The organism is Evansella tamaricis, from assembly GCF_019042215.1.
Taxonomy (GTDB): domain Bacteria; phylum Bacillota; class Bacilli; order Bacillales; family Salisediminibacteriaceae; genus Evansella; species Evansella tamaricis.
Map to the genome: position 1 here is coordinate 77,422 of NZ_JAHQCS010000088.1, position 26,479 is coordinate 103,900.

At 38.4% G+C, this 26,479-nt stretch carries 25 protein-coding genes and 1 riboswitch; of the genes, 18 read left to right on the forward strand and 7 right to left on the reverse strand.

Features of this window, described 5'->3' with window-relative positions; genetic code table 11:
- Positions 1 to 98 precede the first annotated feature (98 nt).
- Positions 99 to 746 carry a hypothetical protein gene (locus KS419_RS09265; protein WP_217066049.1) on the reverse strand — a complete coding sequence of 216 codons (648 nt, stop codon included), beginning with the start codon at positions 744 to 746 and terminating at the stop codon, positions 99 to 101.
- Between the two features lie 261 nt (positions 747 to 1,007).
- Positions 1,008 to 1,202, reverse strand: a complete 195-nt coding sequence (locus tag KS419_RS09270; RefSeq protein ID WP_217066050.1) for a hypothetical protein — start codon at positions 1,200 to 1,202, stop codon at positions 1,008 to 1,010.
- Between the two features lie 474 nt (positions 1,203 to 1,676).
- On the opposite strand from KS419_RS09270, the gene pdxR reads away from it, so the two are divergent.
- The 11 genes from pdxR to KS419_RS09320 all read left to right on the forward strand — a co-directional run bounded on the left by pdxR (position 1,677) and on the right by KS419_RS09320 (position 11,702).
- Positions 1,677 to 3,089, forward strand: a complete 1,413-nt coding sequence (gene pdxR, locus KS419_RS09275) for a MocR-like pyridoxine biosynthesis transcription factor PdxR (protein ID WP_217066051.1) — start codon at positions 1,677 to 1,679, stop codon at positions 3,087 to 3,089.
- A gap of 144 nt (positions 3,090 to 3,233) precedes the next feature.
- A complete protein-coding gene (locus KS419_RS09280; protein ID WP_217066052.1) occupies positions 3,234 to 4,478 on the forward strand; it encodes an MFS transporter in 1,245 nt (414 codons plus the stop codon).
- A gap of 79 nt (positions 4,479 to 4,557) precedes the next feature.
- A complete protein-coding gene (locus KS419_RS09285) occupies positions 4,558 to 5,073 on the forward strand; it encodes a hypothetical protein (RefSeq protein ID WP_217066053.1) in 516 nt (171 codons plus the stop codon).
- A 69-nt stretch (positions 5,074 to 5,142) separates the two neighbouring features.
- On the forward strand, positions 5,143 to 5,961 hold the full coding sequence (locus KS419_RS09290; protein WP_217066054.1) for an MBL fold metallo-hydrolase: 819 nt from the start codon (positions 5,143 to 5,145) through the stop codon (positions 5,959 to 5,961).
- Positions 5,962 to 6,045: 84 nt separating this feature from the next.
- On the forward strand, positions 6,046 to 6,603 hold the full coding sequence (locus KS419_RS09295) for a PadR family transcriptional regulator (RefSeq protein ID WP_217066055.1): 558 nt from the start codon (positions 6,046 to 6,048) through the stop codon (positions 6,601 to 6,603).
- A gap of 189 nt (positions 6,604 to 6,792) precedes the next feature.
- Positions 6,793 to 7,113, forward strand: coding sequence for a hypothetical protein (locus tag KS419_RS09300; protein ID WP_217066056.1), 321 nt, complete (start codon positions 6,793 to 6,795; stop codon positions 7,111 to 7,113).
- Between the two features lie 455 nt (positions 7,114 to 7,568).
- Complete coding sequence (locus KS419_RS09305; RefSeq protein WP_217066058.1) at positions 7,569 to 8,516, forward strand: response regulator transcription factor; 948 nt, start codon at positions 7,569 to 7,571, stop codon at positions 8,514 to 8,516.
- Positions 8,517 to 8,679: 163 nt separating this feature from the next.
- Positions 8,680 to 9,273 (forward strand): ABC transporter ATP-binding protein, encoded by a 594-nt coding sequence (locus KS419_RS09310; RefSeq protein ID WP_343215048.1) that lies wholly within the window; start codon positions 8,680 to 8,682, stop codon positions 9,271 to 9,273.
- 42 nt (positions 9,274 to 9,315) lie between these two features.
- Entirely contained in the window at positions 9,316 to 9,528 is a 213-nt protein-coding gene (locus tag KS419_RS25485) for a hypothetical protein (protein ID WP_343215049.1), read from the forward strand.
- The gene (locus KS419_RS09315) at positions 9,528 to 10,223 is read left to right on the forward strand and encodes an ABC transporter permease (protein ID WP_217066060.1); all 696 of its coding nucleotides are present in this window, start codon (positions 9,528 to 9,530) and stop codon (positions 10,221 to 10,223) included. The genes KS419_RS25485 and KS419_RS09315 overlap by 1 nt, the downstream gene beginning before the upstream one ends.
- Before the next feature lie 459 nt (positions 10,224 to 10,682).
- Positions 10,683 to 11,702, forward strand: coding sequence for a DUF3231 family protein (locus KS419_RS09320; protein WP_217066062.1), 1,020 nt, complete (start codon positions 10,683 to 10,685; stop codon positions 11,700 to 11,702).
- A 166-nt stretch (positions 11,703 to 11,868) separates the two neighbouring features.
- Here the strand turns inward: KS419_RS09320 and KS419_RS09325 are convergent, their stop codons facing one another.
- On the reverse strand, positions 11,869 to 12,576 hold the full coding sequence (locus KS419_RS09325; RefSeq protein ID WP_217066064.1) for a response regulator transcription factor: 708 nt from the start codon (positions 12,574 to 12,576) through the stop codon (positions 11,869 to 11,871).
- 226 nt (positions 12,577 to 12,802) lie between these two features.
- Between KS419_RS09325 and KS419_RS09330 the strand changes: the two genes are divergently transcribed.
- A complete protein-coding gene (locus tag KS419_RS09330) occupies positions 12,803 to 13,150 on the forward strand; it encodes a hypothetical protein (protein WP_217066065.1) in 348 nt (115 codons plus the stop codon).
- 219 nt (positions 13,151 to 13,369) lie between these two features.
- Positions 13,370 to 14,497, forward strand: coding sequence for a CAP domain-containing protein (locus tag KS419_RS09335; RefSeq protein WP_343215050.1), 1,128 nt, complete (start codon positions 13,370 to 13,372; stop codon positions 14,495 to 14,497).
- 260 nt (positions 14,498 to 14,757) lie between these two features.
- On the opposite strand, the gene KS419_RS25490 is transcribed toward KS419_RS09335, so the two are convergent.
- Entirely contained in the window at positions 14,758 to 15,198 is a 441-nt protein-coding gene (locus tag KS419_RS25490; protein ID WP_217066067.1) for a DUF3887 domain-containing protein, read from the reverse strand.
- A 32-nt stretch (positions 15,199 to 15,230) separates the two neighbouring features.
- A complete protein-coding gene (locus KS419_RS09345; RefSeq protein WP_217066069.1) occupies positions 15,231 to 16,595 on the reverse strand; it encodes an alpha/beta hydrolase in 1,365 nt (454 codons plus the stop codon).
- Between the two features lie 320 nt (positions 16,596 to 16,915).
- Here KS419_RS09345 and KS419_RS09350 point away from each other — a divergent pair, with 320 nt between their 5' ends.
- Positions 16,916 to 17,473: a hypothetical protein gene (locus KS419_RS09350; protein ID WP_217066071.1), complete on the forward strand. Its 558-nt coding sequence runs from the start codon at positions 16,916 to 16,918 to the stop codon at positions 17,471 to 17,473.
- Positions 17,474 to 17,697: 224 nt separating this feature from the next.
- On the opposite strand, the gene KS419_RS09355 is transcribed toward KS419_RS09350, so the two are convergent.
- Positions 17,698 to 19,326, reverse strand: coding sequence for a methyl-accepting chemotaxis protein (locus KS419_RS09355; RefSeq protein ID WP_217066072.1), 1,629 nt, complete (start codon positions 19,324 to 19,326; stop codon positions 17,698 to 17,700).
- Between the two features lie 96 nt (positions 19,327 to 19,422).
- On the reverse strand, positions 19,423 to 19,773 hold the full coding sequence (locus tag KS419_RS09360; RefSeq protein ID WP_217066073.1) for a hypothetical protein: 351 nt from the start codon (positions 19,771 to 19,773) through the stop codon (positions 19,423 to 19,425).
- 64 nt (positions 19,774 to 19,837) lie between these two features.
- A riboswitch (cyclic di-GMP riboswitch) is annotated at positions 19,838 to 19,923 on the reverse strand.
- Between the two features lie 252 nt (positions 19,924 to 20,175).
- Here KS419_RS09360 and KS419_RS09365 point away from each other — a divergent pair.
- The 4 genes from KS419_RS09365 to KS419_RS25495 all read left to right on the forward strand — a co-directional run bounded on the left by KS419_RS09365 (position 20,176) and on the right by KS419_RS25495 (position 26,326).
- A complete protein-coding gene (locus KS419_RS09365; RefSeq protein ID WP_217066074.1) occupies positions 20,176 to 21,408 on the forward strand; it encodes an MFS transporter in 1,233 nt (410 codons plus the stop codon).
- 189 nt (positions 21,409 to 21,597) lie between these two features.
- Entirely contained in the window at positions 21,598 to 23,874 is a 2,277-nt protein-coding gene (locus tag KS419_RS09370) for a glycoside hydrolase family 127 protein (protein WP_217066075.1), read from the forward strand.
- Between the two features lie 449 nt (positions 23,875 to 24,323).
- Positions 24,324 to 24,992: a response regulator transcription factor gene (locus tag KS419_RS09375; protein WP_217066076.1), complete on the forward strand. Its 669-nt coding sequence runs from the start codon at positions 24,324 to 24,326 to the stop codon at positions 24,990 to 24,992.
- Positions 24,989 to 26,326 carry a sensor histidine kinase gene (locus KS419_RS25495; protein WP_217066078.1) on the forward strand — a complete coding sequence of 446 codons (1,338 nt, stop codon included), beginning with the start codon at positions 24,989 to 24,991 and terminating at the stop codon, positions 26,324 to 26,326. Before KS419_RS09375 ends, KS419_RS25495 begins: the two co-directional genes overlap by 4 nt.
- Positions 26,327 to 26,479: the final 153 nt, after the last annotated feature.

Genomic DNA, 26,479 nt, shown 5'->3' on the forward strand with positions numbered 1-26,479 from the left:
AAGGTGATTGCCCTGGTTCATTAACATTGTACGAGTAGCTACGTTATTTATATCATAATCGGTTATTGTCACATTCGACACTTTGCAGGAGGTGACAGTCACCCCGAGGGCGACTTTTCGGCTGTTGTATCGGACTTATTCATGCGGTAACGGTAGAAAATCTCAAGTATAAGGATAATAGTAGAGACTCCCGCTGCAATGGTGATACTGACTGTTTGGTCCAAGCCAATTAATTTTCCAATTAAATTAAAAACACCTATCCTAATAAGGGTTAAAATAGTATATAGAAATGCACCTTCGCCGAAGATATGGTTTGCTAATCGTTCTAGGATGTTATCAAGTACAAATAAATACACAAAGAAACAAATGGACAAGATTAATAGCTGGTTCTTGCTTAAGTGAAGAGTAAAAATAAGATTAACGGTATTGGTGGTGCCAAGCAAAACCAATAAGGAAAGTCCAACAAATGCTGTGGGGATTACAGCCAGTAGAAGAGCAGTTACAGAAACGTGGAAGATGTTGGCTTTCTTTTCTGCAAGATCTTTTTTCTCCCCTTTGTATATCCATAAAAACATTAAACAAAAGGAAATAACAAATACCGTTAATACTAGAATCATGAGTTCTAACTTTCCTTTCTCTTTAGAAAAAACATCTAAAATAATTTGGCTCTTTTCGCATTGATTGTTGATTTCAAAGCAAAATTTTTGCTTGGATACACTACAGGCGGACGCTTTCACCATTGGCACAAGTGCGACATCTGCTCATTCTTCGCAGTGTCTTCTTTGCCGCCGGGCACGGCCTCAGCCTCCTGACGAAAACAGTGTCTGCGGGGTCTTCACCTCGCGCTGTTCCCGCTGGAAAGAGCGTAACTTCTCTGCAAATACGTCGATTTGTCTCGACGGATATGCTCCAGCGAAATGCTCGCAGAGGAAGAGACAGTCATGCCGCCTTTCACTTCTCCAAGCTTTTCTTAAAAAACAACAAAGTTTACGAAAAGAGCTAAAAATTTAAAGTAGATTTCTATTTTGACTTTTATTTTTTCCAGTGAATCGATAGAAAAAGACCGTCTCAAAAACGACAAATGCCACAAACAATCCAGCAAAGTAAGGTTGAGGTGAATCTATAAAAATAAACAACAGAACGGATAGAAGAAAGAAAATTATAGCCACTATACCAGGTATTAAAAACAAATTATTTATCATCCAATTCCCCCTGAATATTTGTTTTGGAATGGCGCACACCTCCATCGTATCATAATCATATTTGTATTAAAATGGAAAACGATTATTTAGTGTAGTCGATGTAAAAGACAAACAGTACCACCTTTTCTGTATAACTATGGATGAATCGATTCGCCCCAGTATGATAAACCTTTATCGAATCAGTCCTATTTCGGCAGAGACTTTAAGCGTTTTCTATGAAAACGGCATTTAATAATGAATAATACCATTTTGCACCACAAAAAAGGAAATTAATGTTAAACTGTTAAAGCTAGTATTTAGTTCGCTTGAAGTCGGAACACCATCAGCAACGTACTATTGTACTGAAATCCAAAAAAGGCAAATGAGTTTGGCTAGATTCTGTGCAATAGTATATCTACCTAATTAGTCCACTTTAATTCATCTTTTTATATTATTCCCTTGCATTATTTAGAAAAACAAGGTGGTGGCAGGATTGTGACTGTGTTTGAGTTATTAATTCCATTGGATAAAGCTGCAGCAACTCCTCTGTATATTCAAATCTATGAAACGATTAAAAAAAAGATCCAACAGGGGGAACTCCCAACTACGGCGCGACTTCCTTCTATCCGGTCATTAGCAATGCAATTAGAAGTAAATAAGATGACAGTTGAAACAGCTTATGATCAGTTGGCAGCCGAGGGGTATTTAGAGAGGAAACCAAGTAGTGGCTTTTTTGTTCAGGAAATGAATACGGATTTTTTTACAGAATCACCTCAGAAAAAAGATAAATCCATTTTTATCGAACCGAAAAAAGACTGGTTGGTGGATTTTAATGATAACGGTATTGATAGACAACACTTTCCATTAAGTGTGTGGAAGAGACTCACTAATCAAAGTATAAGTGAAGCTGGTGAGGATGTATTTACTCACGGGGATCCGCAGGGAGAAGTGGGACTAAGAAATGAAATAGCTTCCTATTTGCAACTATCCCGCGGTGTTCAATGTACGGTGGATCAGTTGGTTATTGGAGCGAATTCACAATATCTTACCTTTTTGTTAACGCTTCTCACCTCTGCATGGAAAAGAAAAGTTGGCGTAGAGGAACCGGGATATCATCCTATTACTCAAGTTTTCCAAGACATGGGTTATGAAATTGCTCCCATACCGCTTAAAGGGGATGGCCTGGATATTACAAAGCTAAGAAAGGAAAATCCCTCCCTCGTTTTCATAAGTCCTTCTCACCAATATCCTTTTGGAACTATCATGCCGATAGGAAAAAGAATTGAATTATTGGAATGGGCAACAGATCATAACGCATGGATTATTGAAGACGATATTGATAGTGAATTTCGTTATAGTGGGCAGCCGATTCCATCCTTGCAGGGATTAGACCGAAAAGGACGAGTGGTGTATATGGGAACCTTCTTCAAATCATTACTCCCATCCATCCGTGTATGTTACATGGTTCTTCCAGAAGAGTTATTGAGAATCTATAAGAAGGATTATATTGGATATCAACAAACAACTTCTCGCATTCACCAACGGACCATTGAATTATTTATGAAGGAAGGCCACTGGGAGCGACATTTACTGCGAATGAGAAAAATTTATGGGAAAAAATATACCTTTTTGAGAAAAATGATTACTCAATATATGGGAGATAAGGTAACGGTGTTAGGGAAGGACGCTGGCTTATATTCCGTGCTTGTCATTAATGAAAAGGAGGATGAGGCAACACTGTCTAAGAAAGCATGGCAAAGGGGAATAAAAGTGTATGGCATATCAGATACATGGTTCGATCAGTCAAATAACATAGTAGATAGACCGGCGTTTTTATTAGGATTTGGCGGTTTGCAGGAAGAAGAGATAGAGAAGGGGATTAAGGGGCTCTGTGATGCCTGGTTCTGAAAAATATCAAACCTTATTCCATTGTCTTTCAAACTTCACTTACAGTCTAAATTGACCCGATAAAATGAAACTGTTTTATCCCTGTTGATGAGGTCAGTATCTTATTACAATGTATGTAATATTGATACTGAAGGGAAGATTCCAATGTCACATGATAAAAATACGAAGTATAAAGATTTAATGAAAGAGAAGAAGTATTTACTTGTTCTCGGTATTAATACGCTTGCTACATTTGGGTTTATGTTGTTTCTAATTGGTTTTATTTGGCTCGCCTATGAGATGTCTGCAACACCGTTTATGGCAGGTGTGATTATATTGGGGGCGTCCTCGCCATATTTAGTTTTTGGGCTTGTGGGTGGCGCTTATTCAGATAGATGGAACCGTAAAAAGATAATTATTTATAGTAATCTGGTGACTTCATTCCTCTCCTTAATCGTACCCTTTCTAGCCTGGATCAATAACTTGTCTATATGGTATCTAGCTTTAACGGCATTTGGTATTGTCAGTTTACGTTGTTTTTTTAGCCCGACTATAAGGGCACTGGTGCCGTCCGTTCTACCGAAAGAGTATTGGCCAAAAGGAAACTCCGTTTTTCAAGTGGCTTCTCAGCTGACAAAAGCGATTGCCCCTGCATTGGGAGGAGTATTAATAGCATCCGTTTCTCCTATGAGTGTATACGTCTTATTTTGCCTTTTACTCCTAGTATCGGTTGCCATCATCTTTCCATTGAAAATGGAAACGAAGAGGAAGAATTCAACGGAAACAAGCGTATTTCGTGACATAAGGGAAACGTTTGTTTTCCTCTATCACATAAAACCGTTGTTCTGGTCGATTGTATTATTTGGATTTGTTCTACTTCTTATCACTGGAATCGAAAGAATTGCTCTCCCGGATGTGTCGGATAATATCTGGAACAGGGGAGCGCAAGGATTCGGCTTAATTGTGGCTTTTATAGGGGTAGGAAATATTATTGGTGCCCTTGTATTAGGGAAATTTAGTATTACTTCCTATACTAGACTAATATTTACAGGTTGGGCTGTTTGGGGTGCGTCCATGGCACTGATCGGTTTAATGGACGTTTTTTATGCTGCATTATTTTTTGCAATATTGGCTGGAATAGCAGAATCATTAAATGATCTGCCAATGGTATTAATGATTCAGCAAATGACACCAGAGCATCACCTTGGAAAAGTCTTTAGTGCCTGGTCTACCGTTGCTTTTGTTGGGGAGTCTGGGTCCAGCATACTGGTTGGTGTGATGATCAGTTTTATTGGCTTAACCTCGTCGTTTATTTTGACTGCGGTGGTCATTATTTCCATTTCGATAGTGGGTTTTATGCTGATAAGAAAGGTAAAAAAAGAAGAAGTGATTAAGACTGCTAGTGGATAAAGCAAAAAGGGTTAAGAACCGATTTTTACTTGTTAGCTATGATTGACTGAAAATATCATAATGATTGGAGTGTTTAATTATGAAACGGGAAATTCGTTTATCAGAAAAACTATTAATGGGAGGGTTTAGCTTTATACTATTATTTATGATCGTTCAGGATTGGATACCGTTAGGTTCGTTAAATGATATTGCGGCGATTGCTCAGGATCGCACTGCAAGTGAAATTGTAATTATTACTCTTATAGGTGCTGTTCAAATTTTGATATTGATGGGTGTTGTTTTATTTTATATGGGTAGGAGGTATCCCGTCTGGATTAAGCTCTGGTTACTAATCCATCCAACTTTTATTTTTGCTGGTGCTCTAATGGATTGGTGGATACCATACTTTTTTGGTTATGGTGCAGAGGTGAGAGTGGAGCGATATACTCTTATGTTTGGAAATACGCACTCTTTCCTTCCTCCAATGAATGGAATTGTACCTAATACGCTCCATATCTTTTTTCATAGCTTGTTGTTTCTATGTATCATTCTCATCATATATATTACTTTATGGAATCCAAAAGAGAAACAATCTGTTGAAACTAGTGGGGACTAGGGCACAGGTACCTCGTTCAGAGGACTTCTCAACCAATTTAATGGTTAATTTCTCATGGAGGAAACCGAGATGAATTATATTTGTGAAATGTGTGGCGTTCAATATGGAGAGTCAATTGAACCACCAGATAGTTGTATGATTTGTACAGAGGAGAGACAGTATATTAACCCAAATGGACAATCCTGGACTACGTTAGAAAAAATGAGAGATAACGGTTTAAAAAATATCATCCAGAAGGAAGAAAAGGGACTATATAGTTTGAGGACAGAGCCAAGCTTTGCAATTGGTCAAACCGCTTTTCTTATTCAAAGTGATGGATTCAATATCTTATGGGATTGTATCTCCTATATTGACGAGGCAACGATGAAAGACATTGATCGATTAGGAGGAATAGATGCTATTGCACTATCTCACCCACATTATTATTCCTCTCAGGTGGAATGGGCTGAAACCTTTAAGGTTCCAATATATATTCATGAAGGTGATAAAGAATGGGTCATGAGACCAAGTAATAAGATTATTTATTGGTCCGGAGAGTCTATTGCACTTTATAATGGCGTAAGTCTTCATCGACTAGGCGGGCACTATAAAGGTGGTGCTATCTTAGAATGGAAGAATGGAAATGAACAAAAGGGGATCCTGCTAACTGGAGATATCATCCAAGTTGTTGCGGATCGTCCTTGGGTAAGTTTTATGTACAGTTATCCTAATCTAATACCATTACCTGCAGTAAAAGTACAAGAGATTGCTAATAGGGTAAAACAATTAAAGTTTGATCGGTTATATAATGCTTTTCACAATAAAATAGAAGAAGATGCACAGAACTCGGTTCAGATGTCAGCAAAAAGGTATATTCGAGCATTGAATGGATCGTTATTTAACACGTAAAAAACTGAAAATTACCCTTGTGTTTTCATTTTTTTTAGTTTAATATATCTATATGATATATATCTTTTAGATAGGTGATGTGAAATGAAGAATTATAATCATACAACATATGCTATTTTAGGAATTTTAACTACGGAATGTAAATCCGGTTATGATATTAAACAGTTTATGGATCAAAGCTTAAATCATTTTTGGAAAATCAGTTATGGACAAATATATCCTTCACTAAAATTAATTGTTCAAGATGAATTAGCAATAGTTCAATCCTCTTCAAGTGAAGGAAAACCTGACAAAAATGAGTACCATCTCACATCAAAGGGAATAGAGGTGCTAAAAAATTGGTTAGAGCAACCAATCGAACAGATTCCAGCGCAGCGAAATGAGATTCTATTAAAATTATTTTTCAGCCGCTATCAATCTAGTAAAAGTACGGTATCACTTTTGGAAAACTATAAGCAAAAACTAGAAGACCGTTACAAAACGTTTATTACGATAGAACAGTCTATTAGGAATTTTAAGGATACTGGAGAGGATACGATGTATTGGTTATTTACATTGGATTATGGAAAGAGAACGACGAAAGCAGCAATAGAATGGTGTGAATCTTCTCTTGAACAGCTAGAAATGAAGAAGGGAGAGTGATTGGATGCCACTTTAATGATCCCTTTCTGATTCAAGTGGTTGAAGAGCAAACTGGAAGTGGGGATAGTGCTGTATATAAAGCCATTCCGAAAATAGTGAAAATGTTTATAAATAGTAAACTGATCTGCACTACATTTTTATTCATTAAAAAATGTTTTTATTAGAGACAGAGTCTGGAGGTGTTGGTAATTGCTTCGTATGTTAATAAAAGTATTTATTGTTTTAGTTTTACTTAGTATTCAGTTTGGAATTACCTACTGGATATCGTCGTTTTTTCAAACAAGATACTTAGATATTATGTTTTTTTCATCCATCGGATTTATAGCAATGGCTGTGTTCTTTTCCAGCAGTGGTGGCTTAGCAAGCAGTTATTCGAACCGTATTGCAGCAAAGGAAACGTTTGACAGAAAGGCTCCAAAACCGGGTGGAGATTTCAGCATGAGTTTAAATGTGGTAGTTATTTCTGCCTTTTTGTTTTTCGTCAGTTATTGGATACTAGAACTACTTTAAAATGGACTACAGTGAATTTATATCTTTTAAAAGCGCCTGCCACCAGTACGGTAACACTTACCGAACCAGGGCAGGCGCTTTTTTTAAAAGGTAGTATAAGTTTTGGCACCTTCAGGCAAGTTGTCTAGCTCCATCGCCTACTTGCAAGGGTACAGAAAAAGTGGTGCTTTTCCACTTTTACAGTCCCTTCATATTTGCTGCGGGGCACTTCGGAAGTGACAACTGAAGTCAAAGAGCGGACTTCTAGTTGTCATTCCTGCACTGCCCTCCGCTCGTGACCATAGGCGATTCCGCTTTTATTACAAAATAAAAAATTTTGGTGCGATTTACCTACTGTCAGGTGTGTTAAAATATGTATGTTTATAAAACATGGTTCGCAGACGCTTCCCGACCTACCCGCCTACTTTTTTAGTAAATTTCGGGAAGTGCCAGGCACCAAAAAGGAGTACGTGAAGATGACAGGGTTTAAGTTAGAACATGAATTAATGGATAATGAGTTATTGCCACCGTTTTCTCTTACTGTTCATGAATCGCAAACCTTTGCGATATATAGTGATCCTGATATACAAGCATCATTAGTACATACACTTCGAAACAACAGCAACTTAGAGATATTTGATCGTAAGGAAGGTTTATATGATCGCCTAACAGTAGAGGACAATATCATTTTTTTTCATAAATGGTTTAACTGCAGTACCCCAGTCCCAGAAATACTAGTGCTATTCGAATTACAAGCATGTGTGAAAAAGCCGTTGCGAAAGTGTGCCCACAACGAAATTCAACGGGTATATTATGCGAAATATTTCATGATGGGTACAAATCCATTAGTTTTTCAAGAGCCAATCCAAGGTGTGGATACGAAAACGATACATACATTTATTAATATGCTTAAAAGAAGAAGCAATAAGGTGCCGACACTTATCTTAGTTTCAAATATGGAACACGCATTGTTGTTGGGGGATATGGTGTACAAACTGAATGAAAAAGGACTCCACGAAATAGAACTGGACAATGGGGATGGAGCAATGGATGCTGAGGAGCCAATATCTGTTCCTAGCACTGCAAAGCTTTTTAAAATTCCAGCAAAAGTCGATGATAAAGTGATTCTCATCGATCCCTTAGAGATCGATTACATTGAAAGCCAGGATGGAAAAGCGATGATTGTAATCAATGACGAATCTTACCCGATGGATGCGACACTCACCGAAATGGAAAAGAAACTCGTAATTTACGGATTTTATCGTTGTCATCGTTCTTATATCGTCAATTTGCAAAAGGTCCGTGAAATTATAACTTGGTCGAAAAATACATACTCTCTTCGAATGGATAACCGGGTTCAATCCACCATTCCGTTATCTAGGACGAAGATACAGGAAATTCAAGATATGTTTCAGATAAAATAAAGTACCGTTTAGCAATGATGAGAGACATTTCACGTTTTTGTGACCAACAGTTCCAAGATTATCAGTACATTTTAACCTCCTATAGGAACAATTCACCTTGATTTAGCGGAATTCACAGCCACCTTCGTTTTAAGATAAGGATGAATCGAAGGAGGAATGTCAATTGAAAAACATAATCGAAGTAAAGGGATTAAGAAAAAAATTTGGTCTGGAAACGGTTATCAAGGATGTCACTTTCCATGTTAAACAAGGAGAAATATTCGGATTATTGGGACCGAGTGGATCAGGAAAAACAACGATAATCAAAATACTAACGGGGGAACTTGCGAAAACAGCAGGGGAAGTAAGCGTACTGGATTTTTCTTCCAAGGAGTTTCGCACGTCGTATTTCCGATCAAACATTGGTATCTTATCGGATAATAGTGCGTTATACGAACGGCTGACAGTAAATGATAACCTGAAGTTGTTTTGTAAACTGTACAATACTCCTATTGACCGTATCAATGGGATGCTCCGGGAAGTTCAATTAGAAGAGACGCGGGAAAAAGTTGTGTCCAAATTATCCAAAGGAATGAAGCAACGTATTCTTTTAGCAAAGGCACTGATTCATAAGCCAGACCTTATTTTTCTGGATGAACCTACTTCTGCATTAGACCCTGCAAGTGCAGACCATATTCACAAGGGCTTGCAGAAACTGAATGAAGAAGGGACGACGATCTTCCTGACCACACATAACATGGAGGAAGCAACATTATGATGTCATCGTGTCGCATTTTTAAACAAAGGGGAACTACAGGAAGTGGATAAACCGGAAGTGCTCCGATATAAATACTCCACACACGCCTTTCATGTGGAAACCTTCGATGGGAAAACATTCGTCATTGAAAATGAAGCAGGAAATGCTGATCGAATCAGAGATTTAATTGCAAAGGGACAAGTGAAGTCCATGCACACGGACAATCCCACGCTCGGGCAAGTCTTCTTAAAAGTAACCGGAAAGGAGCTGGTATAGTGAATGTGCAACGAGTTCTTGCGATTTTTGAAAAAGATATGAAAGATTTTATGAAAAATATGATGATGCTTACGATGCCGGTCATCCCGATTGTCCTTGCGATATTATACAGACAGTTAGTTGGTGAAGAAGAGATTCCTCCTCTGATGGTTTATTTAGTGATTGGGGTTATATTTTCATCGGTGACTACTAGCTCCTTGATCACCATGATGGCGGAGGAAACAGAAAAGAAAACATTGCGGGGACTTCTGTTATCCCCAGCGTCAATACTGGATATTATTGTTGGAAAAAGTTTAGTGACGAGTCTTATCACTCTCCTGACACTACTCATTTCTTTGGCTATTCTCGGAATGAATTCTTTTATGAATTTTCCTACAATCATTGGGATTATACTTGTATTTGTGTTCTTTTTATTCATTGGAATTGGGATTGGATTATTCGCAAAATCGTTGGCAGCCACTTCTGCTTATCTTATGCCAATTATGTTTTTGTTTGGCTTCACACCAATGATTGAACTGTTTGGACTTCCTGCTGACAGCATAGTAATGAAAATTGCAAATTTGTTTCCGATTATGCTGTTAATGAAAATAGATGAAACTAGTAGCTGGTCATCGTTAATTGGTGTGGTCGTGTGGCTTATTGCAGCAGCAGTGTTTATGTATAGCTTCTTTAAAAAAAGGATGAAAGATGAATAACATATGCAAAAGACCAATAGGTGGTTGACAGTTCATAAAGTAAAAGTACAAAAGAGGATCTACATGAGTAGGTCCTTTCGTCGAAAGGTAAGAAAGTATAAGTTTTTGCACCTTCGGGCATTGTCTAGCTCCATCGCCAACTCGCTGCGGGGCACTTCGGAAGTGACAACTGAAGTCAAAGAGCGGACTTCTGTTGTCATTCCTGCACTGCCCTACGCTCGTGAGCTTAGGCGATTACGCTTTTCTTGTTGTCTAGCTCCATCGCCAACTCGCTGCGGGGCACTTCGGAAATGACAACCGAAGTCAAAGATCGGACTTCTGTTGTCATTCCTCCACTGCCCTACGCTCGTGACCATAGGCGCTTGCGCTTTTCTTATATTCTGGGAAAATGAATATATGAGTTAAATACATTAATTGATAAGTATTTGAGAAAATATTGGCATATATAGGGGGGATCTCATGTCAACAAATGATAGACCTGTAAAATTATCTACTTCTGAGTTGGCGGATGTATGGACTGCTTATATGAACGATTCCATGTCCATTTGTATGATATCTCAGTTTCTTCAGCATATCGAAGATAGTGAAATTGAGGAGGTTCTACAATTTGCCTTGCAACTTTCTAAGAACCATTGCGATTTTATTGTCTCATTATTTAAGAGTGAAAACTGTGCTATTCCATACGGGTTCAACCTAGAGGAGGATGTAAATCTTTCGGCTCCAATATTATTCTCGGATACCTTTTACCTTATGTATTTACATAATATGGGGAAGATTGGTGCGAATAGCTTTTCCTTATGTTTAGCTACGTCAGCCAGGGAAGATCTGAGAAACTTCTTTAGACAGTGTGTGGAAGAAGCAATGGAGTTATTTGACAGGACCTCAAAAGTATTATTGGCCAAAGGCTTATTTTTAAGGCCACCTCAAATTGAACTTCCCAGTCAGGTTGACTTTGTTGAGAAGCAGAGTTTTTTAAACGGGTGGTTCGGCAAAAGAAGACCATTAAATGCTATTGAGGTTATGAATCTTTATTTTAATATTGAACGAAATCAAGTTGGGAAATCGTTAATCACCGGGTTTAGTCAAGTAACTAGCTCTCAGGAAATAGCAGCATACTTTAACAGAGGGATGGATATTTCGGGAAAATATATTGAAGTGTTTGGTTCCACCTTAAGTGAGGCTGATTTACCATCCCCTATGACATGGGATACCCTTCCTACGACGTCAACAACTTCTACATTCTCGGATAAATTAATGATGTTCCATTTCCATGTTACGGTTTTAACAGGGGCATCAGTCAGCCACTATGGAACGAGTATGGGTTCTAGTCCACGACGTGATATCGGTTTAAACTACAATCGATTGATTCAAGAAATCCTGTTATTTGCAGAAGATGGAGCTGAAATCATGATAGATCACGGCTACTTGGAACAACCGCCTCAAGCTCCAAATCGGCGAGAATTATCCAATAAAAAATGATAGACGTAAATGGCTATCTCCATGGAGTAATTATTTTACGGTGTGATGACAGAGGGACGGATATTTGATGTGACCAACAAGTTAGACTTTTTTTTAACTTTTGTGGTGCACTTACATTTCCGTCTCTCCCTAGTGAAGAAAACGAGTTTTCTTATCAGCGTAGCGTTTATTTATCAGAAAAACAATAGCCAATCCCTCTTCGAGTAAGTATATAACGGGGACTTTTAGGGTCGGCTTCGATTTTTTTTCTCAGTCGCCGAATGTGAACGGTAACGGTGTTATCCACACCGACTGCCTCTTCTCCCCACACTCTATTGTATAATTCTTCTTTCGAAAAGATCCTGCCCGGATGGGAGGAGAGGAACTGGAGAAGCTTCCATTCCATTGCCTTCAGCTCGATCACTTCATTATTACGTTTTACGGATGCTTTTGCTGGATCGATCTCTAATCCCTCAGGAAATGTAATCGCCTCCGTTGACCGATGTTGATGAGATTTTGGTTGCTGACGAAGACGGTGGCGGTGGATATAACCCTTCACACGTGCTACAAATGTGTCTAAGACGAATGGTTTTACGATAAAATCGTCTGCCCCTATACTTAGCCCTGTCTCTATAACTGATTCGTGACCGAAAGCTGTAAGAAAAATAATCGGGGTATCTATATTTTGGTTTCTCAGTTCCACGCATACTTGAAGTCCGTCTCTTTTCGGTAAGATGATATCTAAGAGGATTAAATCCCACTCCTTCAATCCTAGGACGAAAGCATCTTCTCCGTTGTCGCACCACTCTACCTGAAATCCATTTTCCTCCAAATGTTCTTTCATTAATTGCGCAAATTCTACGTTATCTTCTACAATCAAAATGTTCGCTTTCAAGTTCTCTCCTCCAATGGTCCTAATAAATTTATGCTAGTTCACCTATTTGTAAGATACAGTTTATTTTCAGTTAATATTGAGAGATTATTATTAAACCAACTTGCTAGTGATTGTAAAAAATAGAAAGGGGTTAATACAACTAGGTTATGAATAGTATAAAAGATTTTTAATGAGTTGTGCTTAAAGGATCAGCAACTATTTTTTTAGGACAAGGAGCGTGTCAGTCGTGAAGGGATCGGGATTAAATGCCACAAAAAATAATCGAGAATACCTACAAAGTATGGAATCCACTGTGCCACAAAGAATGGAAGAAATATTAAAAAACTATTCAGATGTCCCGCAAAAATTGATTTGCAGTGGTGAAAATGAAGGGTTAGAACTTGTTACCGGCACGTTTTACCTCGAATACATGGATCGAGAAAAAGTGAAATTTGGTACCTTTATATACTTTAAGGATCCAGATAACAAATGGATCGCAAAGGAAGAACATGAATTCATCCCATTCGCTCAGTTTACAACTGACGATCAACGGGAGATAAAACAGAAGATGAGTCTAACGTTTGACTTACAGTAATCTTGAAAACATTGATTATTAAAATAGTGATATACTACTAATAGAGAAATGCTAAATGACTTGCAGAGGGCTTGTTATTTAGCTTTTTTTTATTTTTGTGCTATCGTAAATTAGATGCGAGAATGGTTTGATACCACAGTTTTGTTAGGCTTGTGCAAGACGGTTAAAAATGCAGATGTCTGGCAATAACTAAAATAATAGATTAAGGAGGGTGGAGTTGTGAGACGGATAATGTTATTCCTGATGTTAGTGTTTTTGGCTTATGTTTCAAAACCAATATGGGAGGAACCAGTCCAACAACTAGTGCCTTCTTCTATATGGGAGTCGATCCACTCTACAGTGGATTTGGTCATGGAAAACGAAGAAATCCAACTAACCTTAGAGCATTTACAAAAACAACTATACTCTCTTTTTATACAGCCAAATCAATCACAATTAGAGTTAAATGATAGGAACATAGAAAAGCCCCCTTTACCACTTGTCATCCCGGAAGAACGGTTATTTTCCATTCATAATATTCAACTTGGTGACACCAGATCGGAAGTGGAAGAGAAAACGGGTGCTAGTCCAAAGCGGACCACGATAAATGAATACGGTGTGACTTGGAATGCTTATCATGAAGACTATCATAATTTTATCATGGTTGCTTACGATGAAAGAGATATCGTTCTTGGGTTGTATACGAATCAAGATTTGATTGCTTCTAAAACGGAAATACAACTTGGCAGTCCAATGGAATTGGTGCAGGAACATCTTGGTACTCCTGAATCTTATCTACGAAAAGGGTTCACCAATTATCAAATTGATAGTAGCGAGTATGATATGTTCCACCTGGACAATAGTTATGTAACGTTCTTTTACGATCAGCACGAATATCATAACGTTACCGCTGTGAAAGTGATTGATGAAAAGCTGGAACAAGGAAAAAAGAAATATTACACGGAACCGAGCCAAGATCTCCAAGAAGGATTGGAATATCAGTTGTTTGATTTAACGAACGCATCGAGAGTAAATCATCAATTGCCTATTTTAACGTGGGATGAGAATGTAAGAGAAACCTCTCGAAAACATAGCTTGGACATGGCAGAAAATTATTTTTTCAGTCACAATAATTTAGATGGAAAAACTCCGTTTGAACGAATGGAGGAAGACAATATTCCATTTAATATGGCAGGAGAAAACCTAGCCTACGGCCAAACTAGCAGTGTCTTTGCACATGAAGGACTGATGAATTCCATTGGACACAGAGAAAATATCCTGCAAAAGGATTTTCGATATTTAGGTGTAGGAGTAGCATTTAACAATGAATCGCACCCTTATTACACGAAAAAGTTCTTTAATAATTAATGGTGTGACAGGGAAAGTATAGAGGGCAGTAAAAAAGTTGTTTTAAACCTTTTCAGTGGCCTCGGAGTATACTTTGTCCCACTTCTATATTTTAAGATGCTTTGAATCATAAAAAAATAGGGGGCGACCTCTAGCTTCTTATCTAATATTAGGCTGTAGTTCCAAATATACTATTTGATTTAAATGGAAATACCTGCTCAAATACAACCACAATTAAACTAGTTCTAAAACTTTAGTTGGCTAATGGAGAAGTTTTCATACTATTGTATAAAAAAGCCTGCAATTTGATAGTTCTCATCAATGGTGACGGTGAATGTGACATCAGCTGCTTCAAACAAACCACTTATCAATACGACAAGATATTCCTCGATTACTTGCGTCGTTTGAAACTCTGCGTCAATAAATGTTCCTATTTGACTTTCGAGCGTTTCCCAAAGCTCTTTTAATTCTTCTGCTCCTAATTGAGCTGCCACCTCTTCATTAAATTGACCAACTCCTTCCCCAAACTCCCCTGCCGATAAATGTTCAATAAATTGCTCAGCAAGAGACACTGCTTCGTCCTCATCTATATTATTGCTAGCTGTTTCTTCTGTACTGGTATCCGCTGTTACCTCTTCGTTTTCATTCCCTTGTTCTCCCCCTCCGTTACAGCCTGATATGAGGAGTGTTCCTAATAAAATAACCGATACTATTTTTTTCACAGATTCGTCCTCCTAGAATCGTTTTAATTGCTTTAGTTATTGACTTGTTCCAACACCCATTCCGCAATATTCTGAATCACCGCATCATGAACTACTCCTGGATGCTCATACTCTGCTAACGTTCCTTGAGCTTCCCCTTCGTATTGGATAAAAAAATGATTTAGTTCTGGGTAGCTGATTGTCATTGCCTGATCGTGATCTTTCAATACTTCCTTCCATAGGGAGAAATCTTTTTCGTAATATACTTGAAAGTCCTTCTCCCCTTGTAAAACAAGAATAGGTTTATCTAACTTAGAAACCAATTCTTTTGTATCAAAGTGTTCCATCTCTTTAAAGTATCCTGCAGGTAATCCAAACAGTTTTTCTTCTTTCACCTTCTCGTCTGACCAAAACATTAACTGTAATGCTCTTTCATATTCTTTTTCAACGGTCTGTATCATTTCCACCCGTTCCGTTTCGTCCATCTCACTCTCCGTTAATATAGCCATATTTTGATCATAGATGATTTCCCAAAGAGGTCGAAGCGACCCAGCCATGATAATCAAGCCTGCAAATTCTCCCCCAACGGTGTCAATTCTTGGGGCAAGCATTCCACCTAAACTATGGCCGATCACATAAACGTTATTGGAGTCGATACGCGGATCATTTTTTAATAACTCTCCCGCCAAAATCGCATCTTCCACCGTTTCTTCATGGACTGTCAGCTCCGCTACTTCTGTTGGAGTCATGTCACTGCCATATATGTAAGTTCGCTTATCATAACGAAGAACAGCAATACCATGTTTTGCTAACCCCCAAGCTAAATCTCTAAATGGCTGATAAGCAAAAACAGCCGAATTTCGATCACTTGGTCCAGACCCATGTACCAAAACAACTGCGGGAACGGTGTTATCGTTATCCTTATTTTGGGGGAGGGTAAGTGTTCCCCCCAGCTCGTAATGTGTCCCTTCTCCAACCACTACCTCTTCTTCGATTACGTTATCGGGAAGCTGGATGTTTGCTACGCCATCGGATAGATGCAGGCTAACTAGTTTTGTTTCATTGTTAAAAATCATGCGTAGTTGGAAAACAAGATTTTGGTACTCTAAAGACGTTTCCATTACTTCAAATGTTTCTCCCCTTGAAGAGATATTTATTGTAGTATAGCCTAGATAATTTCCCGCAGATTCGGTCCGTTCTTTCCACATTTGGCTGAATTCAACTTTCGATAAGGATTCTTGTAATTCCTCTGTAAAGAACCATTCGTAAATTTCTTCCGTTTCTCCGTTTACTAGGAGCTCGATAATCTCTTTACTTATTTCATCAACTGTTTGTTTTTCTGATGAAGACGAGGAACAACTTGCTAAGAAGACTAGTCCGAACATAATTAATATTTTTAAGCCTACTATTTTATACATAATTAAACACTTCTTTTTATTTTTTTATTTACTTCCTTCTACGGGTGAGAAATGGGTATGGTTTCAAAAATAGGTACCTTATCCACGACATCTGTTGGGGCTGTAAGAAGCCCACCTTTTTTTTATGGAAAAATATGGTTGCTTTTAAACGGAATATGTAAAGTGAGAGGGAGCATTCCTAGTCATATTGTTCGTTATTCTGTCATACCTCCAACTGTATTACTTTTATATAATGGAAGGGAGTACGAATAAAAAGGAACGCTGCCATTTTTCAGGAAATGAAATTCTTTCAAAGTCATGGTTTCCAAAGGAGTAAAGAGATGCATCATTTGCTAAGTTTCGTCCAATTTATTTTATCTATCTTTCTTTTGGGATGTTCCACTGAAAACTACCAACAGATTGGGAACACGGAATTTAAGGAATTTTATGAATCTCAAACCCATGTTGAATTTAAAGGTGGGGAACATAAGGTTGTCTATCCTCCTGAAATAGGGATAGAGGTTAGTGGTGTGAAGTACAAACTATTTATTGGTGATGTCTCTTGGTTTTATGATGGAGAAGAAACGTTTTATTATTATACTATGAGCGGGGCCTTCCAATATCCTTGGTTGTTTGAGGCGTATGGTATAAAACCGATTGAGGTCAGTGCTGGCACAGAATTAACATTTCTTTATGAATATAAGCCAGAGAAGTACCGTTATATATTGTGGGAGCACAAGGACAGTAGTAACATTAAAGAACTAGTAGAATTAAGCTTAATTGTTCCAGAAGAGAGGGGTACCTATTATTACAGTCTACAGGTACATTGGTTAAATGAGATTCCAGATCAGCTTTCCATCAATCACGTAAACTATTATTTTTCCTTGGAAGTGGATTAAGCTCTTTGGTTCTAATTTGATCCATAAAGGTCCACCATAACTAAAGTCTCATTTAGATTCTCAACACAGAGAAAGTCATATCAAAGTATATATTTGGAGCTAATGATTGCATACAACTATCATTAGCTCCTTTTTCTATTAATTCAAACATATTTGATCTGAACTATTAGAATTAATATGTTCTTCACTATTAATGGGTCAATCTGCCAATTTATTTTTTGAACTTATATTTTAAATTTAGATATGACCTCTTGTAATTTCTGTGCTAATCCAGAGAGTGCTTCACTTGTGCTTGAAATATCTTCAATGGAAGCAGCTTGTTCTTCCATAGCAGCGGTGACTTCCTCTGTAGAAGCAGAGTTTTCTTCTACAATCGCTGATAATTCTTGAAGGGTATCAATAATTTTATCTTTCATTTTTGACATTTCATCACCGGAAATATTTAATTTATCCACAGATTGTTCTGAGGCTTCCATAGATTTATTAATAGATACGTACTTTGACTTTGTTTCATCGATACTTCTGTTTTGCTCAATTAATATCGCCGATACTTTTTCCATTATTTCTACTGCTGCAGTAGCATTTTTTTGTAACTCTTGTACTATTTGGTCAATTGTTTTCGTTGAGGTTGTAGACTGCTCGGCAAGTTTTCTAATTTCATCTGCCACTACAGAAAAACCTTTCCCAGCTTCCCCAGCCCGTGCTGCTTCAATTGCTGCATTTAAGGCTAACAAGTTTGTTTGTTCTGCAATGGTGGCAATGACATTACTCGCTTCTCCAATTTTTTTAGCACTTTCATTTGTACGAATGATCCCTTCATGCACTTCTTTTGTAGCTTGGCTACTATCACTTGAAATGGTAGTTAAATGGTCTATTTCTTTTAACCCTTCTTCTACAGCGTTTTTAACTTTTTCCGAGTTCTCATTTAATTCTTTTACATAGGCTTGGTCCTTTGCCACCGTTTCTCCAAGTGATATGGCTAACTGAGAACCTTCCTGAGTATTTTGAGCTTGATTGGAAGCACCTGTTGCAATTTCTTCAACCGTCTTTGCAACTTCCTCTGCAGAACTTGCAGACTGTTGGGATGTTGCCGTAAGTTCTTCAGAGGAAGCGGAGACTTCTTCCGAAGAGGCCGCAATTAGACTAATAATATCTCTTAAACTATCTGTGATTTTTTGTAATGCGTTTGCCAAATCTCCCACTTCATCTTTTCGATTCAAAAGCATTGGGGAAATGTTTGTTGAAATATCCAAGTTAGCTATGTTTTCTGACTGCTTAATCGTATGAGTGATTGGTTTAGAGATGGAATAAGCTAAATATAAGGCCAGTCCTAACCCACCTAAAACGGCAATAGCTAAAATGAGAATCATGGCGTTTCTCATGGCATAATAACCTGCCATTGCCTCTGCTTCATCAATCTCAATAACCAGTCCAGCATATGTATCACCGAGCAGTACTATTCCAGAACTTCCTAAAACTTCATTTTCTAAGTAATCTTTATACACACCATTTAGTTGAAAGCTTGTATCCCCATTAGAAATGGCAGATGCCAATTCTCTCGTAGCGTAGGTATTAATTGTCTCCACCATTGCGGCATCTTCCTGATAACTTCCAAGTCGTGTATTGGTTAACAATAAACCGTTTATATCCACTAAGTAAGCATCACCACTTTCCCCGATTCGTGCAATTCCGCTATGAACTATCTCATCCATTTCATTTTGATCAATTAAGATGTTTAATGTTCCAAGTACATCTGTAGAACCCCTCTTTTGGATAGGTGTTGTAAGTGCAATGATATTATTATCAATTAGGTCAGAATAATAAATTTCTGACCAACTTTGTTTACCAGTCAAACCATCTTGAACATAGTTTCTATCATATAGTGAGATTCCTTCGAATTCTGATTTGAACTGGGAGGAAATAATAACGCTTCCACTTCTATCTGTAATTTAAATATCTAAAAATTCATATTGTTCCACTGCAGTATGTAGAACATGGTCCAAATCTCGATAATCTTCTTGCCACTCCCTTGAATGCACCCCATAGTTTTCGTATATTTCCAACCCTTCATAAACATCTGGAATATTACTTATAACGATTCCATCCCCCATTCTTTCGGAATAAAAATCAGCTATTATACCTCTTTTTAAGTCGAAAAAGGTCGCGTTCTCCGAAAGAGCATCTGAAACCATTTGATCCTCTATTTGGTTATGTAGATAAATGCTAAGTACCAATAATGGAAGGAGCCCTGTTAAGATAAACATGGAGATTAGTTTGTTACGCATTTTCAAGTATTTCATAAGATGTCCCCCTTTTTTCATGTACCACAAAAAGCCCTCTAACAAAAAAGAGGGCAACGATTAAATTTGCAACCGGCTGCCATATCTTAGAATAGAGGTAGGCCCTTGGCTTTGCGTCTCTACCTTTCGATAGATTTGCTCATATTTAATTTGTTGATTGTATGGTACAAGAATCTAATATAACTTCTATTTTGTCATTCAATGATGACAATAACAATATTTGTTGGATTTTGTCACAAATTGTACATATATATCAAACTGGATATTTTTATTTAATTGTTTGTTAAGTATAGTCTTATTTTAAGGTAAAGAAGAATGAAACCCGACCTGATGAAAACTGGTTCCGTCTGTTAGAAAAATACATATAGATAGAGTAAAATGCCTAAACAGGAGTAGATATCAGTGGATAGACAGAGTAGCCGGTTCAGGTGGGTTGTATTTGCTTCTGTACTTTTTACTTACTTATTTATGTCTAGTCAGCGCACGGCTCCAGGTTTGATCACCGATCAGATCATGCTGGATTTTAGTGTAACGGCTACAACGATTGGATTACTGACAAGTATCCAATTTTTTGTGTACACAGCATTACAAATCCCTATGGGTTTATTGGCCGATCGATATGGGCCAAACTTTTTTCTGATCATAGGTGCGATCCTTACTGGCCTAGGTACGATCATATACAGTCTAAGTGCTCATGAAATCACTTTATTTTTCGCCAGAGTGTTAATCGGGACAGGGGATGCGACCATTTGGGTTAATATGGTGTTAATCTTAAGCCAGTGGTTTACTACGAAGGAATTTACACGACTAATTGGAATTACGGCAATGACAGGAAGTCTCGGGTTCCTTGTTGCGACCTATCCATTTGCCCTATGGATTGATTTACTTGGGTGGAGAGCGGCATTTTTTTCTTCGGGACTCCTCCTATGTTTATGTGGCCTTCTCCTTTTTATTGTACTCATAAAAAAACCGAAACAATCTTTTTTTATCAAAAAGGAAGTCCACCGGGAAAAAACACGGCTTATACTCCGGAGAATTTTTAAGGACCGTCAAGCTTGGGCTTTATTCTTTTGTCACTTTGGAATTGTGGGCACTTACGTGGGATTCATCAGTTCATGGGGAGTACCCTATGGAATGAATGTGTATGGAATGTCCCGTGCGGATGCCAGTCAACTTATCATGCTTGGTCTAATTGGAGCACTAATCGGTGCTCCGCTCGCCGGGTGGATATCAAGCCGATTAGGAGGCATAAAACGGCCGTACATTGTTGTTCACCTTATTCTTTTACTAACTTGGTCTATTTTCGTTCTGTTTCATGGAAATCCTCCATTTTATTTGTTGACAGGGCTTTTCTTTGTAATTGGTCTTGCCTATGGAGCAAATGCATTGACGTTTGCCGCTGTTCGTCAAGCTTTTCCGGTGAAGGAAGCTGGCCTCGTCTCCGGATTTGCTAATACAGGTGGTTTTTTAAGTGCCGTTTTGCTGCCAAGTATTTTTGGAAAGGTACTTGATCATGTGCAACTTGTTTCCGGGAATACCGTGGATGGGTATTTCATCGGTTTTCTCATTCCAGTGGTCTTTTCCATCATTGGTTTGATGGGAGTGATTTTATTTAAGGAAAGGGAAAGGTCGTGAATGCCTACTTTATCCAGTCTTCTTCTCATTACATCTATGACATTAAAAATTCAAAGAGGTTCACTCTAAGAAATGGGTAGTTTATAATATTGTTAATACAATAGCAATTATATTAACGTATTGAATTTGAGTATCTTCCGTCGTTTTGTACTAACATCTATACTAGTATGTTTAAAGGGGAGAAGATTGATGGATTATGTAACGCTTTTGGACGGCGTTTTTAAAGAATCACAGGAGAAGGGGAAGGATTATTTATTATATCTTGAAGTGGACAGACTGATGGCCCCATGTTATGAAGCTGCAGGTCAGAAACCGAAAGCACCTCGCTACGGAGGTTGGGAATCTACGGGAATAAGTGGTCATTCCATCGGGCATTGGCTTTCCGCTACAGCACAAATGTACGCGATTACACTAGATAAAACATTGAAGCAAAAACTAGATTATGCCATTGGCGAATTTGCATACCTTCAACACATGGATGAAAAAGGATATGTTGGGGGATTCCCGCGGGATTGCTTTGATAAAACTTTTACGGGACAGTTTGAAGTGGAACGATTCAGCCTGGCTGGACAATGGGTACCTTGGTATAGCTTACATAAAGTCTTCGCAGGACTACTAGACAGCTATAGGCTTACTGGTAGTAGTCTGGCACTGGAAGTGGTTATGATTTTAGCTGACTGGGCGAAACAGGGATCTGATCAATTAACGGAGGAGCAATTTCAGCGAATGCTGTTCTGTGAGCATGGCGGAATGACTGAAGCCATGGCAGATCTCTATTCGATAACAGGAAAAAAAGACTATTTACATTTGGCGATCCGTTTTTGTCACGAAGAGGTTCTTGGGCCATTGTCAGAAGGCAGGGATGAACTGGAAGGAAAGCATGCCAATACACAAATTCCTAAACTGGTTGGGGCAGCTAAGCTCTACAACATAACTGGCCAACAAAAATATAAAGAGATGTGTGTGAATTTTTGGGAACTAGTGACGAATACAAGGTCTTATATTATAGGTGGAAATAGTATTAATGAACATTTCGGTCCTGCCGGTCAGGAAAAACTAGGGGTTCAGTCAGCGGAAACTTGTAATACTTATAACATGTTAAAGCTGACAGAGTGTCTTTTTGAATGGTTCAAGGAAGGAAAGTACATGGATTTTTACGAACGGGCCCTGTACAACCACATCCTCGCTTCTCAGGATCCTGAATCTGGGATGAAAACGTATTTTGTATCTACACAGCCAGGTCATTTTAAAGTTTATAGTTCCCCTGACAACTCGTTTTGGTGCTGTACTGGAACGGGGATGGAGAACCCGGCAAGATACACGAGGAGCATTTATCATGGGGATTATGATGGGGTGTTTGTTAACCTCTTTATTCCATCGAAAGCAGCCCTACTTGATAATAAGGTGCAAGTAAGGCAAGAGACGGACTTTCCAGCCTCGGAGAAGTCAAAACTTATATTCGAAAAAGGAAATGCCACTCCTTTTAAACTGCATATTCGTGTTCCTTACTGGAGCAGCGGAGAAGTGACGGTTATGGTCAATGGGATAGTAGAGCAATGCCAGTCGAAAAAAGGGTATGTCATCATAGAGAGAACATGGAATACGGGGGACGAAGTGGAGGTTCATCTCCCCTTGGGTCTTCACACCTATCAAGCTAAAGATAATCTTAAAAAACACGGAATTATGTATGGTCCCATCGTTTTAGCAGGGGCGCTAGGGCGGGAAAACTTCCCGGAAAAAGATATTTTAGCAGATCACCTAAAACTTAATAATCATCCCCTTATCAAAGTCCCAACCCTTGTAGCGGATAAAAACAATCTGAATGAATGGATAAAAAAAAGGAATGACAAGAACCTTATTTTTCAGACGGAAGGGGTGGGACAGCCTGGAAACCATCAGATAACCCTTGTCCCTTTTTACAACCTTCATCATGAACGGTATACGTTATATTGGAATCTCATGACAAAAGAAGAATTCAAGCATTTTGTGGATGAAGAGCAGGAGGAGTTGGAACGGTTTCGGTCTGTGACAGTGGATGAGGTTCAACCTAATGAGCAGCAACCGGAAGTAGAACATGGTCTTAAGTCGGAGAATTCTGCTTCAGGCTATTCGAATATTGTGCAGAAAGGGTGGAGAGATGCTAAGGACAATGGGTTCTTCCGTTATGAACTAGCAGTAAAGCCTGATAAAAAAATGGTGATGGAAGTTAGTTATTTTGGAGGTGACCACAACATTGTCATTGGCGAAAAAACGTTTGAACGAAAATTTGATATTCTTATTGATGGGAACATCATTGCAACACAAATATTGGAAAACAGCGGAGCACCTGCAAGTACTATGGAAATCCAATACTTGATTCCAGAGGAGTTAACTCTAGGAAAAAAAAGTGTGGAAGTGAAGTTCGCTTGTTCGGAAGGGAAGATCGCCGGTGGTGTATATGGAATCCGGATGATCGTGTCTGGTTGAATATGGGAGTTAAGCCAATGGGACGTTAATGGAAGGAATCACCATTGGAAGGATAATATAATAGTTCATTAGTTAATTGTTTGAAAAAAGTGAATTCATTGAAGAACAATTTATGGATATCCTTGTCTATTTATTGGGCAGTGATATTACTTTGTTTAAAAGATAATTATAAGATTTGGCGTCTTCGGGGATTGTCTAGTTCCATCGACTACCGATGCGGGGCACTTCGGAAGTTGTTTTTCAGGGTAAAAAATTCCGATGTGAGAAAATCACGGTAGTCCGTCTCTAGTAATTTCAAAATAAGTGTAGAGTTTTGTGAATAGATCTCTTTTATTAGAGCAGATAAAATATATATTCGTCTTGGCTTGTATCTGTACTCAGAACCACTTTTACTAGTTTTATAATATGTTATATTTGTTATATATTACTAGAAAGAAGGCAAATAACTCATGAAGATCCTTTATGTGGAAGACGAAACAGAATTAGGAACGTGGGTATATAGAGACTTAACCAAACGGGGATATGATGTGACTTGGTTAAAGGATGGGGGCGAAGTCTTGGATCACGGAGAAAATGCAGATATTCTCATTCTGGATGTGATGTTACCTGGATTGGATGGGTTTTCGATTGGAAAACGGATGAAAAAAGCTTTTCCATCCCTTCCAATCATCATGTTATCTGCACGGTCTCATGTGGATGATAAACTGGAAGGACTTCAATTTGCCGATGATTATATGACTAAACCATTTCATCCAGATGAGTTAGCCGCTAGAATCTTAGTACTTTTGCGGCGGTTTGACCGGCTCTTGCCTACTGAAACAAAAGTACAGCATTTGTGTTACTATCCAAATCAACACCAGCTTTTTCACAGGGAGACGAAGGAAGAGATTGTCTTAACCTCCAAACAGCTTCACATATTCGAATATTTGTTAAAACACGCAGGTCAAATCATGACGAAGGAACAAATCTATGAAGCAGTATGGGAAGAAGAGTATTTCGAAGGGGACAAAACGTTAATGGTACATATAAGGTATTTAAGAGAAAAAATAGAAAAGGATCCCGCGAAGCCTACAATCATTGAAACAATCCGTGGAATAGGATATAGGTTAAGACCGTGAAGATTCGCCGTACATTACAAACAAGGTATTTAGCATTAATTATTCTCTCGATTTTTACCATTCCCGTCTCCTTTGTAGTTGCATCATTTCTTGTGTATATCCCGGCAATATTTGTAAATAGTGACCGTATAAATGTCTATGATAATAGTGAAGTAGAGGAGTACTGGCACGAAGAGGCAAGAGAGTTTCAAGATCTTTCTGAAGATAGGGTTATTGCTGTTTTAGAAAAGGCGGTTGAGGACTACAAATCATCGAATGTTTTTTGGGTAGATGAAACAGGTCAAACTAGATTTGTTTCTGATACTAATTTGGCCATTCCTGATGTTTGGGAACCGACATATACTATCGATTTTATGAAGCAAAGCTATGGGGGAGATCCTTTTACTGTGGTTGCTTTTGTTGGTGAAAATAGGGATCGAGGATTTGTCGTTCTGCAAATTGATCGACAGAACATCAATTATCCCATCCACCAGCTCGATTTCTATTATCAATATATCTACATGTTTGTCATCGTGTTACTCGTGCTACTGTTTGTTTTTCTTTCATGGTTGTTTTTCCGTTCTATTAGAAAACGCCTCGTTCTCCTGCAAACTTCTATGGAATTGGATTATCACGATATTCCGGACAAAGTAACTGTTAGGGAGAAGGATGAAATTGGTGCGTTAGAAGAATCCTTTAATAGAATGGTAGATCGCTTAAAGGATAGCCGGAATAGGGAACAGGAAGAGGAGAAACTGCGGAAAGAGCTTATAGCAAACTTGTCCCATGACATACGGACTCCTTTAGCCACCATTCGGGCCCATGCCTATTCATTAAAAAGCGAGGAGCTATCCACTTTAGGACAAGAGTCTATAACTATTATTGATAATAAAATTGATCACTTACATACATTAATAGAAAACCTTCTTTCGTATACGTTGCTTACATCGGGAAGGTATACGTACCGTCCGGAAAAAGTAGAGATGAATCGTACTATCCGCTTGGCGTTAAAAGCGTGGTACCCCATTTTTGAGAGGGAGCAGTTTACGGTGGATATTCAGTTGTTCAAAGAACCGGTGTATTGGAATCTGGATCCCAATTGGCTGGAACGTATTTTAGACAATTTATTTCAAAATGTAGTGAGGCATGCAAAATCAGGAAAGTACATTTCGATTACTTGTGAAGACAATACGATCTATATACGAGATAAAGGTCCAGGCATGTATAGCGGTTCTGAACAGAGGGGCGTGGGAATAGGCCTTTCTATTGTGGAGATAATGACAAAGGAAATGGGAATCGTTTTAGACATAGATACATCTGAAAAAGGAACAACCATTACAATGACAAAGAAATAAGAAAAGAGTGAGTCGCAAGGCGGGCTCACTCTTTTCTTTTATTTAGGCTCTGTTATCTTTCAATGTTGATTTTTGCGAAATTCACTCCCTTTCACCACTGGCACAAGTGCGACATCTGCTCATTCTTCGCAGTGTCTTCTTAGCCGCGGGCGG

What these genes read in the sequence shown, in the direction of transcription:
- KS419_RS09320 (WP_217066062.1), top strand. Translation starts at nt 10,683, where the DNA reads ATGTCAACAAATGATAGACCTGTAAAATTATCTACTTCTGAGTTGGCG.
- KS419_RS09370 (WP_217066075.1), top strand. Translation starts at nt 21,598, where the DNA reads ATGGATTATGTAACGCTTTTGGACGGCGTTTTTAAAGAATCACAGGAG.
- KS419_RS09305 (WP_217066058.1), top strand. Translation starts at nt 7,569, where the DNA reads ATGACAGGGTTTAAGTTAGAACATGAATTAATGGATAATGAGTTATTG.
- KS419_RS09375 (WP_217066076.1), top strand. Translation starts at nt 24,324, where the DNA reads ATGAAGATCCTTTATGTGGAAGACGAAACAGAATTAGGAACGTGGGTA.
- KS419_RS09285 (WP_217066053.1), top strand. Translation starts at nt 4,558, where the DNA reads ATGAAACGGGAAATTCGTTTATCAGAAAAACTATTAATGGGAGGGTTT.
- KS419_RS09345 (WP_217066069.1), bottom strand. Translation starts at nt 16,595, where the DNA reads ATGTATAAAATAGTAGGCTTAAAAATATTAATTATGTTCGGACTAGTC.
- KS419_RS09295 (WP_217066055.1), top strand. Translation starts at nt 6,046, where the DNA reads ATGAAGAATTATAATCATACAACATATGCTATTTTAGGAATTTTAACT.
- KS419_RS09290 (WP_217066054.1), top strand. Translation starts at nt 5,143, where the DNA reads ATGAATTATATTTGTGAAATGTGTGGCGTTCAATATGGAGAGTCAATT.
- KS419_RS09350 (WP_217066071.1), top strand. Translation starts at nt 16,916, where the DNA reads ATGCATCATTTGCTAAGTTTCGTCCAATTTATTTTATCTATCTTTCTT.
- KS419_RS09280 (WP_217066052.1), top strand. Translation starts at nt 3,234, where the DNA reads ATGTCACATGATAAAAATACGAAGTATAAAGATTTAATGAAAGAGAAG.
- KS419_RS09360 (WP_217066073.1), bottom strand. Translation starts at nt 19,773, where the DNA reads ATGAAATACTTGAAAATGCGTAACAAACTAATCTCCATGTTTATCTTA.
- KS419_RS09270 (WP_217066050.1), bottom strand. Translation starts at nt 1,202, where the DNA reads ATGATAAATAATTTGTTTTTAATACCTGGTATAGTGGCTATAATTTTC.